Source organism: Nocardioides limicola (assembly GCF_016827675.1).
GTDB lineage: Bacteria > Actinomycetota > Actinomycetes > Propionibacteriales > Nocardioidaceae > Nocardioides > Nocardioides limicola.
The window spans coordinates 136,835-152,201 of sequence record NZ_JAERJA010000005.1 but is presented as its reverse complement, the minus strand read 5'-3'; the positions used below and the strand labels follow the sequence as shown (position 1 = coordinate 152,201).

Sequence of the window (15,367 nt, the reverse complement as noted above, 5' to 3'; positions counted from 1 at the left end):
GAACCCCCATGACTACCCCGACGACGATCGCGACCTCGGCGCCGACCCGTCCATACACCAGCGTGTGGAGCGACCTGGCTCAGGTCGAGTTCTCCCAGGGCTACCTGCAGGCTGGTCCCTTCCGCACCCGCTACCTCCACGCCGGCGACGACTCCAAGCCGCTCCTCCTCCTGCTGCACGGCATCACCGGCCATGCCGAGGCCTATGTCCGCAACCTCGCCGCACACGCCGAGCACTTCAACACCTACGCCATCGACTTCATCGGGCATGGCTACTCCACCAAGCCCGACCACCCTTTGGAGATCCCGCACTACATCGAGCAGATCAACCACGTGCTGGAGACCCTCGGCGCCAAGAAGGCCTACCTCAGCGGCGAGTCGCTCGGCGGATGGGTCACCGCTCGGTTCGCCGGACTCCATCCCGAGCGGGTGGAGAAGATCGTGCTCAACACTATGGGCGGCACCATGGCCAACCCCACGGTGATGGAGCGCCTGTACACCCTGTCGATGGAGGCCGCGAAGGATCCCTCTTGGGAGCGGGTCAAGGCACGTCTGGAGTGGCTGATGGCCGACCCGACCATGGTCACTGACGACCTCATCCGCACCCGTCAGGCCATCTTCCAGCAGCCCGACTGGCTCAAGGCTTGCGAGATGAACATGGCGCTGCAGGACCTCGAGACCCGCAGACGCAACATGATCACCGACGACGACCTGCGCGCCATCAAGGCCGACGCCCTGGTCATCTGGACCAGCAAGGACCCCTCCGGCCCCGTCGACGAAGGCCGCCGGATCGCCTCCCTCCTCACCCATGGGCGGCTTGAGGTCATCGAGAACTGCGGCCACTGGCCCCAGTACGAGGACGCCGAGACCTTCAACCGGACCCAACTCGACTTCCTCCTCGGACGGGGCCAGGCGGCGCAGGAGGCGACCTCATGACGCTCGCCCTCCTGGCCACCAGCCACAGTCCCCTGCTGGAGTACGCCGACCTCCCCGAGGACGTCTCCGGCGAGCTGGAGGCGGCGTTCGCCGAGGCCAGGCGGTTCGTCCACGACTTCGACCCAGACCTGGTCGTCAACCTCGGGCCGGACCACTACAACGGGTTCTTCTACCGCCTCATGCCGGCCTTCTGCATCGGATACGCCGCCACCAGCATCGGCGACTACGGCTCCCAGGCCGCCCGTCTCGACGTCCCCGAAGACCTCGCCCGCAACCTCGCAGAGGCCGTCATCGCCGACGGCGTGGACCTCGCCGTCTCCCTGGACATGGAGGTCGACCACGGCGCCGTCCAACCCATGGAGATCCTCTACGGCGACATCACGACCAAACCCCTCATCCCCATCTTCATCAACTCCGTCGCGCCGCCGTTCACCCCCCTCAACCGGGTTCGGCTGCTCGGCGAGGCGGTCGGCCGCCACCTGACCACGCTGGACAAGAAGGTGCTGCTCATCTCCTCCGGCGGCCTCTCCCACGACCCGCCGGTCCCGCGGCTGGCCACCGCCACCAGCGACCAACGCCGCATGCTGCTCGGACAAGCCGGCCCACCCTCGCCCGAGGCACGCGTCGCCCGGCAGCAGCGCGTCATCGACGCCGCCCGCGACTTTGCCGCCGGCACCGCCACCATCCAAGACCTCGCGCCCGAGTGGGACCAAGAGCTGATGCGGATCCTCGCCTCCGGGGACCTCACCCCGCTCGACGCGTGGAGGCCGGAGGAGATGACCCGGATCGCCGGCAACTCGTCCCACGAGGTCCGCACGTGGATCGCCGGCTATGCCGCACTCGGCGCCGCCGGCGAGTACTCCGTCACTTACAGCTACTACCGCCCCATCCGCGAGCTCATCGCCGGATTCGCCCTCACCACCGTCACCCTCGACTGACCCGGCCGCGGGCCGACCAGACCCATCGGAGACACGGATGTCCACCAGTAGCAACCCCGTGTCGAAGCCCGAACCCCGCGGTAGCCCGGGCAGGGCGGTTGCGGCATCTAGACTCGGATCCCTCCCCCGTTCCGAGGAGCCCCCTGTGTCTGAACCCGCCTTCACCGTCCGCTCCGGGCAGCGACTGGGCAAGGTCGTCCTCGACGAGCTCCGCGATCGTCTCCTCTCGGGCCACTACGCGGTCGGGTCTCGGATCTCGATCGAAGAGGTGAAGGCCGAGTTCGGGGTCAGCAAGCAGCCGGTGATGGACGCGATGCGCCGGCTCGAGGCGACCGGCATCGTCGAGATCGTCCCCCAGAGCGGCTGCCGCGTGGCGCACTACTCGGTGCAGGAGATCAAGGACTTCTTCAATCTGTTCGGTCGCTTCGAGGGTGAGATCGCCGCCGCCGCGGCGTCGAGAAGGTCGGAGGACCAGCTCGCCGAGATGGACGCGGCCTGGCAGCGCATCGAGGAGCTCAAGGAGCTCGCTGACCCGAGGGAACGCTCGCGGGGCTACCGGTTCCAGAACCGGGAGTTCCACCTGGTCATCCACCGGATGGCGCACTCGCCGGTGATGGCCGACCTCAGCGAACGCATGTGGGATCTCTCGGATTTCTTCATCAGCACCATCGGGGGTCCGCAGCCCCTGTCGGACTCGCTTCACCACCGCAACCACGACCACGACGTCATCCGCACCGTGATCCGCTCGCGCAACGCAGACATCGCGCGGGTCGCTATGGAGTCCCACATCGTCAGTACCGTGGCGCTGTTCGAAGCCAGCCTCGGCGACACCGGCTGATGCTCAGGAGGAAAAACAAGAAGTGAAGTCACTTCTTGACATCTGGTTCTGGTTCGTCCATGCTCCAGGGCATGACCCAGAGCACAGTCGAGACCGAGTTCCAGACAATCCTCTACTCCGCGCAGGACGGCATCGCGACCATCACCTTGAACCGGCCCGAGGAACTGAACACGATCGTTCCGCCGATGCCGGACGAGGTGGACGCGGCCATCGCGATCGCGACGAAGGATCCCGAGGTATCGGTGATCGTGCTGCGCGGCGCCGGCCGGGCCTTCTGCGGCGGGTACAACTTCGGTGGTGGGTTCCACCACTGGGACGAACACATCACCACCGATGGGGAGTGGGACCCCGGCAAGGACTTCGTCTACTCCACGGCTCCCCAGGTGGCGCCTACCCAGAAGTTCATGTCGGTATGGCGCTCCCCGAAGCCGGTGATCGCCCAGGTGCACGGGTGGTGTGTGGGTGGCGGCAGCGACTTCGCGCTGTCGGCCGACCTGGTGATCATGAGCGACGACGCGGTCATCGGGACGCCGTACAGCCGGATGTGGGGTTCCTACCTCTCCGGCATGTGGCTCTATCGGCTCGGGCTGACCAAGGCCAAGGAGTACGCACTCACCGGAGCGGCGCTCACCGGCGTCGAGGCGGCCGAGATCGGCCTGGTCAACCAGTCGGTCCCCTTCGCCGAACTGGAGGACACCGTCACCGACCTTGCGAACAAACTTGCCAAGATCCCGCTGTCTCAGCTCTCCGCGATGAAGCTGATCGTCAACCAGGCCTACGACAACATGGGCATGGCCTCCACCCAGATCCTGGGCCCGATCCTGGACGGCCTCATGCGCAACACCCCCGAAGCGCGGCGTTTCGTGGAGCTGGCTGAATCCAAAGGTGTTCGCTCCGTGATCACCGAACGCGACGGCCTCTTCGGTGACTACAGCCAGGCCCCTGCCGAGCGGCGGCCGAACCCCGAACACGTGATCACGCCCTAGCCTTAGGCCATGACCGCGAAAACCGACGCGACCACGACCGCGACTGCTCGCGAGCCCGGCGTCACCGCGAAAGGGCGGGCAACCCGCGCCCGCCTCCTCGCCGCAGCCCAGGAGCAGCTCCGCCAGCACGGCACCCTCGAGATTGCCGACGTCGCGGCTGCCGCCGGTGTGGCCCAGAGCGTGATCCACCGGTACTTCGGCAACAAGGCGGGTCTGGTCGAGGCCGTCGTCAGCAGCTTCTACGACGACTACGACCAAGCGGTCTTCCTGGCCGACCTCGCCACGGACGCGGGCTGGTTGGACCGGGAGGCTCTCCGGATCGAGCAGGAGGTCGCGTTCCTCTACGACCATCCGTTGGGAAGGCGGGTGGCGTCTGGCTTGTTGCACGATGCGGCCGCCACTCGGGTCGATGCCGAACGCACCCGTCAGCACGCCGACATGGCGGCCAAGAACATTCGCAAGGGTCAAAGCTCCGGGGAGTTGCCCGACACGGTGAACCCGGATCTGGTCGGCGCGGCCATCATCGGAGCCCTTCGGGCGGTGCTGGCGGCCGCGCTCAGCCTCGACGAGCCGCCCTCCCGCGACGAGGTCGTCGCCACTGTCACGGCGCTGTCTCGACCGCTTCTCCAATCCTGACTGACCCGGCGGAAGCGTGCTCGTGGGGCGACGGATATCTGGACACTCCAGAGTGAGTCTCACATGCCCATCGAGGATCGCTCACCGTCGCCGCGGCTCTGCGGATCCGTCATCGCTCAGTCTGGTGCAGGTCAAGCCAGCCGCCCGATTGCCGAGCTCGACCAGGGCAGACGGGGGTCTTCGCCGGATCCAACCTCCGGCCACTCTGACTGTTCAAGCCCGCCGGGACGGGTGAGCAGGCTGCTGGGGGTGATGCCGTACTCCTTCTTGAACAATCGGCTGAAGTGCGCGGAGTCGCTGAATCCCCAGCGATAGGCGACCTCGGTGACTGTTGCGTGGTGGCCGGCACGAGCCAGGTCTCGGTAGGCGGCGCGCAGTCGCCGTTCGCGGATCAAGCGGGCGACGGTTGTGCCGGAGTCGGCGAACACGAGATGCAGGGTTCGCACTGCGATGCCGTGCGCGGCTGCGATCGAGTTGGCGCAGAGGCCCGGGTCGTCGAGGTTGTGCTCGACGTGTTGGCGGATCCGCCTGAGCAACGCGGAACGCTTGTTCGGGGAGGGTCGCTCAACCACGGGCGACAGGGCGGAATCGAGTGTGTCGAGGAAGCTCTGGGTGGCAATCGCCATCGCTGCCTCGCTCAGGTTGTCCAGCTCGCGTCCGATTGCTCGGAGCTGTTCGGCGGCGATGGCCGCCAAGCCGCAGCCCGACGCAGCATGAACCGCTGAGCGAGTGTGCTCGGCAGCCTCGGCGAGCCGCTGCGGTACCCGGGAGCGGGGGACCAGCACTGTGAGCTCGTGATGCGGGTCGACGGCTTCGAAGCTACGGGCCAGGTCTCCGTGCCAGAGCAGGATCTGGTGTGGCTCGAGCATGATGTCGGTGTCTGAGTGACGGCAGAGGACCCGTCCGGCGAGGTTGACCGAGATGCCGATCATCTCCCCGTCAGACGCCTCCGCGGGCACGCGTTGGCCAGTGAACCCCCCGCCGCGGAAGTCGGTGATGGTCGCGCCGTCGAGCTTGCGGTAGCGCACCTGCGCGCCGAAGCGGTCAGTGGGGAAGGACAGCGACCAGGCGAGATGAAGCTCGGCCATCTTGTCCGTCCACGCGCGCAATGCCCTGGGGGTCGACATTCCCTCGGTCGTCCACGTTGTCGTGCTCGCCATCGGCTCTCAACTCCTGCTTTCCCACAGGTTGAACCTGACGTCGCGTCGTGACAACCCCCGTGCCGCCAGGCGGACCGCCAAGGAGATCCATGAGGCGCTTGCGCAAACCGGCAAGCACCCCTGCACACACGAGCAAGCAACGCCTCGGCGACCGAGGGAACAGTGGCGGTCATCACATCAGAAGTGAGGAGCAAGTCGTGAACGACAAACGTCCGGTTGTGATCTATGGAGCCAGTGGCTCCACCGGCCGCCTGGTGGCCGAGTACCTGCGCGAGTACAGCATCCCGTTCGTGGCGGCGGGCCGGAACAAGGCGAAGCTCCAGGACGTCATGGACAAAGTCCCCGGGATCGAGACCGCCGACTACGAGATCGCCGAGGTCGACGGGTCCGTCGAGTCGCTGACGGCGCTGTTCGAGGGCCGTCAGGTCGTCTGCAACGTGGTCGGACCGTTCCTCCGCTATGCGCCGGCGGTCGTGGAGGCTGCTCACCGCGCCGGGTGTCACTATCTCGACACCGCGGGTGAGCAGAAGCACATGCTGTGGCTGCTCGACGAGTGGGGGCCCAAGTTCGCCGAGTCCGGTCGTGTGGTCTCCTCGGCGATGTCCATCCAGTACGCCCTGCACGACATCCTGGCCCGGATCTGTCTGGAGACACCGGGTATCGACACGCTCGAGCTGGGCAGTTATGCCAACGCGATCCCCACGGTCGGCTCCACCCAGTCGATCTTCGACGTGATCCGGGCAGAGGCGCACTACCTGGAGGACGGAACGCTCAAGAGGTACGACGGCGTCACCCTCCAGGACCTCGTGGTTCCGGGGACGGGATACGTCGTCAAGGGGCTCAACTGGGGCGGCACGGCGATGCCGGTCTTCTTCCGCGACGACCGCCGCGTCCGGAACTGCAAGATGTTCGTGGCGATGCAGAACCAGGAGATCTGGAAGCGAGTCCTCGACGTCGAGCGGCTGTTCAAGGTGGCTCTGCAGTGGATCCCGGACGACCAGCTCTACCCGGTCCTCGACCGGATGGCGGCGGGGCTGACACCGAGTGATCCGCCGCGGGAGAACCGCCAGATCCAGCGGTCCGTCGACTGGTGCTCCGGGCGCGGCAACAACGTGACCAACCGGGTGGTGATCCACAGCAGCACCGGCTACCAGATGACCGGGCTGATGCAGGCGTACGCCGCGATGCGACTGCTGGGCAACACCTACGACGGCACCGGCTTCCGATCGCCCGCCCAACTCCTGGGCCACCGCGAGCTCCTGGGGGTGCTGGAGTCCTACGGCTTCGCCCATGTCACCGAGGAAACCGGCCCATGACTCCTGCCTGGATCGTCGGCGTCGGCATGACCGCCTTCGGCAGACACCCCCAGCACTCGGTCAAGGACCTCACTCGACGAGCGGTGACCGAGGCACTGACCGACGCCGGCCTGGCCCAACGAGACGTGCAGGCTGCCTACTTCGGCAACACCTGCCAAGGGGTCTTCGAGGGGCAGGTCGTGGTGGGCGGCCAGATGGCGCTGCGAAGCATGGGCTTCGAGGCGATCCCGGTGGTGAACGTCGAGAACGCCTGCGCCACCGGTGCCACCGCGCTCCACCAGGCCGTCCTGCACGTGACGTCCGGAGCCGCGGACATCGTGCTGGCCGTCGGCGCCGAGAAGACGAACATCGAGGACAGGCAGAAGATGCTCAGTGTCTTCGACGGCGGCGTCGACGTACACGACCCGGACGGCGTCGCCGATATCCTGCGCCAGCTGGGGGGAGACGCCGATGGCGGCGAGGGGCCTCGCAGCTTCTTCATGGAGATCTACGCCGCTCTGGCGCGGGCGCACATGGACACGTTCGGCACCACCCGGGAGCAACTGGCGTTCGTCTCCTCCAAGAACCACGCCCACGCGGTCCACAATCGGTTGGCCCACTTCCGCGAGGCCATGTCCGTGGAGGAGATCCTCGCCGCTCGCCTGGTCACGGACCCGTTGACCGTCCCGATGTGCGCACCGCTGACCGATGGAGCAGCCGCGGCCGTGGTCTGCAACGAAGCCGGGCTCGCCCGGTTGCAGTCGCGGCGGGCGGTTCGCGTCCTGGCCACGTCGCTGCGGACCGGTTCGGTGAGATCACTGTCGGACTGGGAGGGGTCGGTGAGCCGCGCAGCCGCGCTGGCTGCCTACGACCAGGCAGGAGTGGGGCCGGACGACGTCTCGGTTGCCGAGGTGCACGACGCGTCGGCGTTCGGCGAGATCCTGCAGACAGAGCTGTTGGGACTGTGCGAGATCGGCTCGGGCGGGAAGTTCGCCGAGTCCGGCGCCACGACCCTGGGCGGCAGCATCCCGGTCAACCCGTCCGGCGGCCTGGTGTCGAAGGGACACCCCATGGGGGCCTCTGGACTGGCCCAGATCTACGAGCTCGTCCAGCAGTTGCGGGGCGAATGCGGGGCCCGACAGGTCCCCGACGCACGCATCGCCATCGCTGAGAACGGCGGAGGCATGTACGCCGGCGAGGAAGCCGTCGCCGCCATCACCATCCTGAGCGCCTGAGGCCGCTTCCAATCCGAGAAGGAGAACGACGATGTCCTACACCACCCTGAATCTGACACGCGAAGGTCGGGTTCTCCGTGTCGACTTCGACAACCCGCCGCTGAACCTGCTGACCATCGAGATGGTGAGCGAGCTGTTCGACCTGGCCGGCAAGCTGGTGTTCGACCAGGACACCGCAGTCGTGGTCCTCGGCAGCGCGAACCCGGAGTTCTACATCGCGCACTTCGAACTCAACGACTTGTTCCGCGCGATGAGCGACCCCGACGTCCCGCAGAGCAGGTACGACGACATCAACGTCGTCCAGGCCCTCAGCACCATGTGGCAGACACTCCCGCAGGTGACGATCGGTGTCGTCGACGGCATCTGCCGCGGCGGCGGGCTCGAGTTCCTGCTCGCCACCGACATGCGCTTCGCGACGCCGGACAGCAAGTTCGGCTTCCCGGAGGCGAGCGTCGGCTTCCTTCCGGCTGGCGGAGGCACCGTGCGGCTGGCCATGCAGATCGGACCTGCCCGAGCCCGCGAGGTCATCCTCTCCTCACGGGACTTCACCGGCGAGGAGGCCGCGACGTACGGCCTGGTGAACCGGGCGCTCCCGGCCGACGAACTCAGTGAGTACGTCGACGGCCTCGCGCGCGACATCGCGCAGCGGTCGGCAGGCTCCGTGGCCGCGGTCAGCGACGTGTTCAAGAACATCTTCGACGCCGCGATCGATGCCCAGTTCGCCGGCTTCGCCTCCGAGAACACGGCCATGAAGGCACTGCTGTCCGTGCCTGAGGTGCAGGAGCACCTGGCCGGGCTCGCGAAGCTGCAGACGATCGAGGACGAGCGGGACCTGCCGGGGGCCATCGCGGCTGCCGCGTCCGCCAACTAGGTACGGGAGACTGCCATGACACAGACCGTCGACACTCACTCCGAGAAGAGCGCCCGCCCGGGGATGCCCCACGTCGAGCTCACCGGCTTCGAGGTGCTCAGCGAGGAGGAACGAGCACTTCAGAAGGGGCTCCACAAGTTCGCCCGGGAGGTGATGCGGCCGGCCGGCATCGCGATCGACAAACTCACCGCCGAGGAGTCGGTCGCCGAAGGTTCGCCCTACTGGGAGTTCATGATGACCGCCGCGTCGTCCGGCATCTCCTTCGACGAGACCGACGACTCGGTGCCGCCCGAAGTCCTTGCTCGCGTCCAGGCAGTGGCGGTCGAGGAGCTCGGCTGGGGTGATGCCGGACTGGCGGTGTCATTGGGCGTCGGCGCCTTCCCGGCGATGCTGGCCCAGCGGGCGGGGAGCCAGGAGCTGGTCGACCTGTGCCAGGGCAAGCTCGGCTGCTGGATCGGCACCCAGCCCGACCGCGGCTCCGACGGGCTGATGCTCTACCCCCAGGAGCGCCACGCGTCGGCCGCCCAGGGCAACAAAGGAAACCTGACCGCCCGGGTGCAGGGTGATGACATCGTCATCAACGGCCAGTCCTCCGCCTGGGTGTCGAACGGTCCGGTTGCGCAGGTCGGACTGCTGACGATCGCGGCGGACTACGGTGACGGGTTCTTCGACGCCGAGGGCCACCCCCATGGCGTCGAGGTCATCGTGCCCCTGGATCTGCCGGGCGTGAGTCGTGGCAAGCCTCTGGAGAAGCTGGGCAAGCGGGCCCTCCCGCAGGGTGAGGTGTTCTTCGACAACGTCAAGGTGCCTGTTCGGTTCGCGCTGTCGCGGGAGGCCGGCTACTGGTCCGGGCATGCGTCGACCTGGTCCTCCGCCGGGGTGGCGATGGGCCAGGTCATGACCGGGCTGGCGCGCGCCTCACTGGAGCACGCCGTGGAGTACGTCCACGAACGCCGCCAGGGCGGCGCTCTGCTCGCCGACCACCAACTGGTCCAGTACCGGCTCGGGAACATGGCACGCAAGGTCGAGACCATCCGCGCCGTGGCGCGACGTGCCACCGACTACACGTTCCTGTCGCCGAGCAAGCACCCCTACTTCACCGCGGGGGGGAAGGTCACCTGCACCGATCTGGCGTTCGAGGTGGCCGACGAGGCCGTGCAGCTGTTCGGCGGCTACGGCCTCGCCAAGGAGTACCCGGTCGAGAAGCTGTTCCGCGATGCACGGGCGGCACGGATCGAGGACGGCGAGAACCACCTGCTGTCGATGAAGTTCGGTTATCTGACGTCGCTCCTGCACCGCAACGGCACGACACGGCACTGACTCCCACGCGGAGCATCGAAAGGACGCACTCCATGGCCATCACCGACTTCTTCGACCGCGGTTGGCGTGCCAACCCGGACGGGGTGGCATTCATCAGCGACGACCGCAGTTTCACCTACCAGGAGATCGGCGAGATCTCGTGTCGGGTCGCCCACGCCCTGCACCGCTCGGGCTTCGCGCCCGAGACCAAGGGCGCGGTCCTGGCTCCGAACGACCCCGTCGCCTGGGCGTGTGTCCTGGGCTTGTGGCGTGCCGGTCTGGCCTGGGTGCCGGTGAACCCCGCCAACCCACCGGAGGAGATCCAGCGACTGCTGCACGCATTCGACTGCGAGGTGCTGTTCTGTCACGAGGTCTTCCTGCCCGTGGTGGAGAAGCTGCGGCCGGATCTCGACCAGCTGTCCACGGTCGTCTCGCTCGGGTCGGACCAGCGAGGGGTGGACGTGGTCGACGGGATGACTCTCGGCACGTTCACCGACGGAGTGTCCAGCGACCCTCCTCGGTTCGCTCCGGAGCAGGACGCGGTCGCCGGCATCATGCCGACCGGCGGGACCACCGGACTCCCCAAGGGTGTGATGAACACCCACCGCAGCCTCTCGGTGAGCACAGCCCATCTGATGCTCGCGGCCCCCTACGGCGCTGATGAGCCTCTGGTCAACTTGGTCGCGGCGCCCATGACGCACACCGCCGGCACCCTGACCCTGCCGTGCACAGCCCGAGGCGGAACAGTCGTTGTGATGACCCGCCCGGACCCGTTGCTGCTCCTTGACCTGATCGAGAAGCACAGGGTGACCGAGGTCTTCCTGCCGCCGACGGTGATCTACCGCCTGCTGGAGGTGCCGGGTATCGAATCACGCGACCTCTCCTCCCTGAAGTACCTCATGTACGGCGCCGCCCCGATGTCCACCGAGAAGCTCCGCCGTGCCATCGAGGTGTTCGGACCGGTGCTGTTCCAGGGGTACGGACAGACCGAGGCGCCGTCCGGGATCGCGTTCCTCCGCCCGGAGGAGCACTTCATCGACGGCAGGGTCGCCGACGACGACCGGCTCTCCGCTGCGGGTCGTCCCGCGCCACTCATCCGAGTCGAGATCCTCGACCACCGGGGCGACCCGCTTCCGGTCGGAGAGACCGGCGAGATCTGCGTCCGCGGCGACCTGGTGATGAAGGGCTACTACAAGGCACCTGAGGCGACCGCCGAGACCATCGTCGACGGGTGGCTCCACACCGGCGACGTGGGGTTCCTCGACGCCGAGGGCTTCCTGCACATCACCGACCGCAAGAAGGACATGATCATCACCGGCGGCTTCAACGTGTTCCCCAGTGAGGTAGAGCAGGTGATCTGGACCCACCCTGCCGTCCAGGACTGCGCCGTCATCGGACTTCCCGATGATGAGTGGGGCGAGGCAGTCACCGCTGTCGTCGAGCTCAACCCGGGTGCTGAGCTGACGGACGACGAGCTGATCGCCTACTGCCGCGAGCGCCTCAGCGGCATCAAGACCCCCAAGTCGGTCCTGCTGGTCGAGTCCCTGCCTCGCAGTGCGAACGGCAAGGTTCTCAAGAAGGATCTCCGCGAACCATACTGGCAAGGGAGGACCCGCAATGTCTGAGTCGGAGCAACTGCCCGTCGCGGTAGTCACGGGCGCAGCCAACGGGATCGGACTGGAGTTGACCAGACGCTTGGCCTCCACCCACCGTGTCGCGCTGCTCGACCGGAACGAACAGGCGCTGCTGCAGGCAACGGAGACGATCCAGGGAAGCGTCGGAATCGTCTGCGACATCACCGACCAGGCCTCGGTGCAGGCAGCCGTCGCCGCCGCGGTCGACCGCTTCGGCCGGATCGACGTCGCCATCTCCAATGCAGGCATCGGCGCCGTAGGCGTGGCCCGCCACCTGGACCCCGACGCGCTCGCCCGGCAGCTGGACGTCAACCTGACCGGGAACTGGCGATTCATCCACGCCTGCATCCCCCACCTGATCGAGAGCAAGGGCTACCTGCTCGGGGTCGCTTCAGCGGCGGCCATCATGGCGCCCCCCGGAGAGGGGTTCTACGCAGCCAGCAAGGCTGGGCTCGAGGCACTGCTCGACGTCGTGCGGGTTGAGCTCGCCCATGTCGGGGTCGATGTAGGCGTCGCCTACCTGATGTTCATCGACACGCCGATGGTCCGCACCGGAGAAGCCCAACACCCCGACCTCCTGCACATGCGCACTGGGCTTCCGGGTCCGGTCGGCAAGACCTACTCCGTCGCGGAAGCGGCAGACACTCTTGCCCGTGGCGTCCGGCGACGCAGCGCACGGGTGTTCGTGCCCGGTTCCCTGCGCCTCCAGTACCTCCTCCATGCTGTCGCCCGACCCCTCCTCGACATCTTGTTCCGCCGAGTCGCTCCTGAGGTCGACCGGCTCACCGCCGTCAAGGTGGCCGAACGGGGACCCTTCGACGCAGCGTTCAATACGCAAGACCCGTCGGGTGCGGGAGGCTGACGGTAGATCGAAGGCGGCGGTGCTTCTCCTTCGGGCATGCTAGAGCGAACGAGGTGCGAGAGCGGCACCTGGCGGGCGGGATCCGGTGCCCGATGCCGGCCAGACGGCGCGACCAGGTGGTCCGGAGTCTCGGGGCCCTGAGGTGGCGGCCGGCAGCGTGTGGGGTGCTGAACGGGCTGATCGCCTGTTCGCCGGAGGAGGAGTTCAGGTGGGCGAACGCGGCGCTGCGGTGGAGCGTTATCAGGGCCCGCATCTCGGAGTGAAGAAGTCCAGTCTGTAGCAGACCTCGTTGTCCGGGTTGATGCCGAAGGCGGCGCCGCTTTCCTGCGCCTGCAGCACGGCCGGGAATGAGGGGCCGATGCCGGGCCGCCCGATGTCGATGGCCGGCTGGGGACCTATCTGCTGTCGGGGATCAGGGACCTGGAGATGCTGGAGGCACTCGACCGGCTGGTCGGGGCGGTGCTGACAGCGGTCGCGCAGCCGCGGGCGTGGACGTAGCAGCGCAGCGCGGGCTCGGCGTCGACCATCGGAGCGCCTGCGGCATTGACGAAGGGGAGCACGGTGCTGAGCGACGTTGGCAGTGCCAGCAGGGGCGTGGTGTAGGAGTCCAGCGAGGTCGGGTCGACACCCGGCATGGACAGCCGGGTGCAGGCGCTGGAGTCGGCGCGATCGATCTTGGCCGGGCCGTCGTGGAGCAGCGCATCCATCACCAGCGCGTGAACCGCAGGACTGACGGTGCCCATCAGGAGATGCTCGTACGGATCGAGCGGGCAGAACTCCTGGACGGCGATGTTCGAGATCTCCCCGTCGCCGGTGGTCAGGCCGGAGGACTTCGTGGGCTGGACCACCGCATCGAGCGCGGTGTAGATGTTGGTGTAGGAGATGCCGGCGAAGGTCTCGGCGAGGCTGTTGAGCGCCTCCATGAAGTTCGAGCCCGTGGTCTGCTGCCACACTGCTGGAGGGCAGGTGGTGACCCCTTCGATGCAGTGCATCAGCATCGTGGTGCCGTGGTTGGAGGGCGCCATGCCGATGACGTCGGAGACCAACGGGCGTACGTCGGGCCAGAACCGCAGCGCCCAACGAGGATTCATGCCGCCCTGGCTGTGGCCCAGAATCGCGATCGGCTCACCGGTGTGTTCGTACATCGTCCGGATCGCGTGGACGTGGTACTCGCCGGCAACCTGGATGTCGCCGAAGGTGTTGTACGGCATCCAGACCGCACACCAGTAGCGGCCCTCGTCGGTGAAGACGTTCTGCCAGTTCCAGGAGAAGTTCTCCTTCGGTGTGACGCTGGTGCCCGGGCTGAGCAGTACTGCGCGTGGGCCGCTGCTCGGATCGCCGTGGCACTCCAGTGACGCCTCGAGGTCTGCGGTCGGGACGCTGAGCTCCGGGCCGGGCCGGTCCAGTGGTGCGTACTCGCCGTCCTCGGCCGCTGCCATCGGGGTGGCGGCCAGTGCGAGGCAGAGGAGATGGACAGCCAGCTTCATCGTCGGCTCCCTGGTTCCGTCAGCGTACGGCGGTCGCCTCGACCGGCACGTGCCGCTCGAGGAACTCGATCTGGTCAGCCACGACACGCTCGAACCATTCGCCGACATAGATGTCGAAGTGGTCGGCGTCGTAGCGCTTGACTTCTCCTTGCGGGGCGCGGGAGGCGAGTTGCGCTGTCTTGCGCGCTGGTGTCACCTTGTCCCGCTCACACAGACAGACAAGCAGCGGCGCCTTCACCCCGGATGCCCGACGACCGGGCCGGTAGACGGGCACCTGGAACATGAAGCGTGCGGGAATCTCGGGGATCTCGAACGGTTCCCCCGATGCGTCGAAGATCGCCCGCAACCCGTTCATAGAGTCCGGTGAGGTCATGATTGCCAGATCTCCAGGGGACCCTACGACGGGAACTCGCACCGGCGGCTTCTTCCTCTTCACCGTCCGCCGGTCCTTGACGGCCTCCAGCATCAGCCGTATCCCCGTCTTCTTCGGCATCGCTAGCGCCGCCGTCAGGCCGTCGGAGAACGGGCACTGGGCTATCGCTGCGGCGATGGCGGGGTCTTCTGCGGCCGTGACCATCACATGCCCAGCGGCGAATGAAGTCCCCCACAGGATCACCCGACGCGGATCGATTGCGCTGAGGGTCCGAGCGTGCGCCACGGCGCTGCGGTAGTCCTCCAACTGTGTTCCGACATCGGCGAGCTGTCGAGGTTCGCCGGTGCTCGAGCCGAAGTGGCGGTAGTCGAAGGCCAGGGCGGCGTACCCCCGCTCGGCGAACCGTTGCGCGAACGTGTCGAGCCGCTGGCTCTTGATCCCCGCGAGACCGTGACCCAGCACGACGATCGGCACAGGCGAGTCCGTCGCCGCGCCGGCGGGCAGGAAGAGCCACCCCCCACACTCGCCGTCACCCGATGTGAACCGCACGTCCTGCCGGGATACCGCCGTCTGAGTCATCACGAGCTCCTCTTCGCCGTAGACAGGCTGAGCCGACAGCTGATGGTGTCAGTCACTCAATCGAGCACGACCGATCCGGAGAACCGGGCAGCGGCGTACCGGGCTCCCACGGTGCGGGGTGTGAGGGGCGGGCCGCCCACCCCGTGCCACACAACGGAACACGAGATAGTGCAGACCTGCATTCCGGAGGCCCACCCTGATAGGCGAAGCCGCTGATGCGTCGTCGGAGCGACGTGCAG

14 protein-coding genes are annotated in these 15,367 nt (G+C 67.3%); 11 read left to right on the top strand and 3 right to left on the bottom strand.

Features of this window, described 5'->3' with window-relative positions; genetic code table 11:
- Nucleotides 1-8: 8 nt before the first annotated feature.
- From JKG67_RS11935 to JKG67_RS11915, 5 genes are all read left to right on the top strand, one after another.
- Nucleotides 9-935, top strand: a complete 927-nt coding sequence (locus tag JKG67_RS11935; protein WP_203337541.1) for an alpha/beta fold hydrolase — start codon at nucleotides 9-11, stop codon at nucleotides 933-935.
- Complete coding sequence (locus JKG67_RS11930; RefSeq protein ID WP_203337540.1) at nucleotides 932-1,873, top strand: 3-carboxyethylcatechol 2,3-dioxygenase; 942 nt, start codon at nucleotides 932-934, stop codon at nucleotides 1,871-1,873. Before JKG67_RS11935 ends, JKG67_RS11930 begins: the two co-directional genes overlap by 4 nt.
- 145 nt (nucleotides 1,874-2,018) lie before the next feature.
- Nucleotides 2,019-2,711 (top strand): GntR family transcriptional regulator, encoded by a 693-nt coding sequence (locus tag JKG67_RS11925; RefSeq protein WP_203337539.1) that lies wholly within the window; start codon nucleotides 2,019-2,021, stop codon nucleotides 2,709-2,711.
- A gap of 71 nt (nucleotides 2,712-2,782) precedes the next feature.
- The gene (locus JKG67_RS11920) at nucleotides 2,783-3,697 is read left to right on the top strand and encodes a crotonase/enoyl-CoA hydratase family protein (protein ID WP_203337538.1); all 915 of its coding nucleotides are present in this window, start codon (nucleotides 2,783-2,785) and stop codon (nucleotides 3,695-3,697) included.
- A gap of 9 nt (nucleotides 3,698-3,706) precedes the next feature.
- A complete protein-coding gene (locus tag JKG67_RS11915) occupies nucleotides 3,707-4,333 on the top strand; it encodes a TetR/AcrR family transcriptional regulator (protein ID WP_203337537.1) in 627 nt (208 codons plus the stop codon).
- Between the two features lie 131 nt (nucleotides 4,334-4,464).
- Here JKG67_RS11915 and JKG67_RS11910 read toward each other — a convergent pair whose 3' ends face one another.
- Nucleotides 4,465-5,421 (bottom strand): helix-turn-helix domain-containing protein, encoded by a 957-nt coding sequence (locus tag JKG67_RS11910; protein ID WP_203337536.1) that lies wholly within the window; start codon nucleotides 5,419-5,421, stop codon nucleotides 4,465-4,467.
- Nucleotides 5,422-5,690: 269 nt separating this feature from the next.
- Between JKG67_RS11910 and JKG67_RS11905 the strand changes: the two genes are divergently transcribed.
- Genes JKG67_RS11905 through JKG67_RS11880 form a run of 6 tightly spaced genes read left to right on the top strand, consistent with a single transcriptional unit; the run spans nucleotide 5,691 to nucleotide 12,689 of the window.
- Nucleotides 5,691-6,809, top strand: coding sequence for a saccharopine dehydrogenase family protein (locus JKG67_RS11905; protein ID WP_203337535.1), 1,119 nt, complete (start codon nucleotides 5,691-5,693; stop codon nucleotides 6,807-6,809).
- Nucleotides 6,806-8,023, top strand: coding sequence for a thiolase family protein (locus tag JKG67_RS11900; protein ID WP_203337534.1), 1,218 nt, complete (start codon nucleotides 6,806-6,808; stop codon nucleotides 8,021-8,023). The genes JKG67_RS11905 and JKG67_RS11900 overlap by 4 nt, the downstream gene beginning before the upstream one ends.
- Before the next feature lie 31 nt (nucleotides 8,024-8,054).
- Nucleotides 8,055-8,894 carry an enoyl-CoA hydratase/isomerase family protein gene (locus JKG67_RS11895; RefSeq protein ID WP_203337533.1) on the top strand — a complete coding sequence of 280 codons (840 nt, stop codon included), beginning with the start codon at nucleotides 8,055-8,057 and terminating at the stop codon, nucleotides 8,892-8,894.
- A gap of 15 nt (nucleotides 8,895-8,909) precedes the next feature.
- Nucleotides 8,910-10,214, top strand: coding sequence for an acyl-CoA dehydrogenase family protein (locus JKG67_RS11890; RefSeq protein WP_203337532.1), 1,305 nt, complete (start codon nucleotides 8,910-8,912; stop codon nucleotides 10,212-10,214).
- Between the two features lie 32 nt (nucleotides 10,215-10,246).
- Complete coding sequence (locus JKG67_RS11885; RefSeq protein WP_203337531.1) at nucleotides 10,247-11,818, top strand: class I adenylate-forming enzyme family protein; 1,572 nt, start codon at nucleotides 10,247-10,249, stop codon at nucleotides 11,816-11,818.
- Nucleotides 11,811-12,689, top strand: a complete 879-nt coding sequence (locus JKG67_RS11880) for an SDR family NAD(P)-dependent oxidoreductase (RefSeq protein WP_203337530.1) — start codon at nucleotides 11,811-11,813, stop codon at nucleotides 12,687-12,689. The genes JKG67_RS11885 and JKG67_RS11880 overlap by 8 nt, the downstream gene beginning before the upstream one ends.
- A gap of 395 nt (nucleotides 12,690-13,084) precedes the next feature.
- Here the strand turns inward: JKG67_RS11880 and JKG67_RS11875 are convergent, their stop codons facing one another.
- Together JKG67_RS11875 and JKG67_RS11870 are read right to left on the bottom strand one after the other, a co-directional pair.
- On the bottom strand, nucleotides 13,085-14,176 hold the full coding sequence (locus tag JKG67_RS11875) for an esterase/lipase family protein (protein ID WP_203337529.1): 1,092 nt from the start codon (nucleotides 14,174-14,176) through the stop codon (nucleotides 13,085-13,087).
- 19 nt (nucleotides 14,177-14,195) lie between these two features.
- Nucleotides 14,196-15,128 (bottom strand): alpha/beta hydrolase, encoded by a 933-nt coding sequence (locus JKG67_RS11870; RefSeq protein WP_203337528.1) that lies wholly within the window; start codon nucleotides 15,126-15,128, stop codon nucleotides 14,196-14,198.
- Between the last annotated feature and the right edge of the window lie 239 nt (nucleotides 15,129-15,367).

What these genes read in the sequence shown, in the direction of transcription:
- JKG67_RS11895 (WP_203337533.1), top strand. Translation starts at nt 8,055, where the DNA reads ATGTCCTACACCACCCTGAATCTGACACGCGAAGGTCGGGTTCTCCGT.
- JKG67_RS11885 (WP_203337531.1), top strand. Translation starts at nt 10,247, where the DNA reads ATGGCCATCACCGACTTCTTCGACCGCGGTTGGCGTGCCAACCCGGAC.
- JKG67_RS11915 (WP_203337537.1), top strand. Translation starts at nt 3,707, where the DNA reads ATGACCGCGAAAACCGACGCGACCACGACCGCGACTGCTCGCGAGCCC.
- JKG67_RS11875 (WP_203337529.1), bottom strand. Translation starts at nt 14,176, where the DNA reads ATGAAGCTGGCTGTCCATCTCCTCTGCCTCGCACTGGCCGCCACCCCG.
- JKG67_RS11920 (WP_203337538.1), top strand. Translation starts at nt 2,783, where the DNA reads ATGACCCAGAGCACAGTCGAGACCGAGTTCCAGACAATCCTCTACTCC.
- JKG67_RS11880 (WP_203337530.1), top strand. Translation starts at nt 11,811, where the DNA reads ATGTCTGAGTCGGAGCAACTGCCCGTCGCGGTAGTCACGGGCGCAGCC.
- JKG67_RS11910 (WP_203337536.1), bottom strand. Translation starts at nt 5,421, where the DNA reads ATGGCCGAGCTTCATCTCGCCTGGTCGCTGTCCTTCCCCACTGACCGC.
- JKG67_RS11870 (WP_203337528.1), bottom strand. Translation starts at nt 15,128, where the DNA reads ATGACTCAGACGGCGGTATCCCGGCAGGACGTGCGGTTCACATCGGGT.
- JKG67_RS11890 (WP_203337532.1), top strand. Translation starts at nt 8,910, where the DNA reads ATGACACAGACCGTCGACACTCACTCCGAGAAGAGCGCCCGCCCGGGG.
- JKG67_RS11930 (WP_203337540.1), top strand. Translation starts at nt 932, where the DNA reads ATGACGCTCGCCCTCCTGGCCACCAGCCACAGTCCCCTGCTGGAGTAC.
- JKG67_RS11900 (WP_203337534.1), top strand. Translation starts at nt 6,806, where the DNA reads ATGACTCCTGCCTGGATCGTCGGCGTCGGCATGACCGCCTTCGGCAGA.
- JKG67_RS11935 (WP_203337541.1), top strand. Translation starts at nt 9, where the DNA reads ATGACTACCCCGACGACGATCGCGACCTCGGCGCCGACCCGTCCATAC.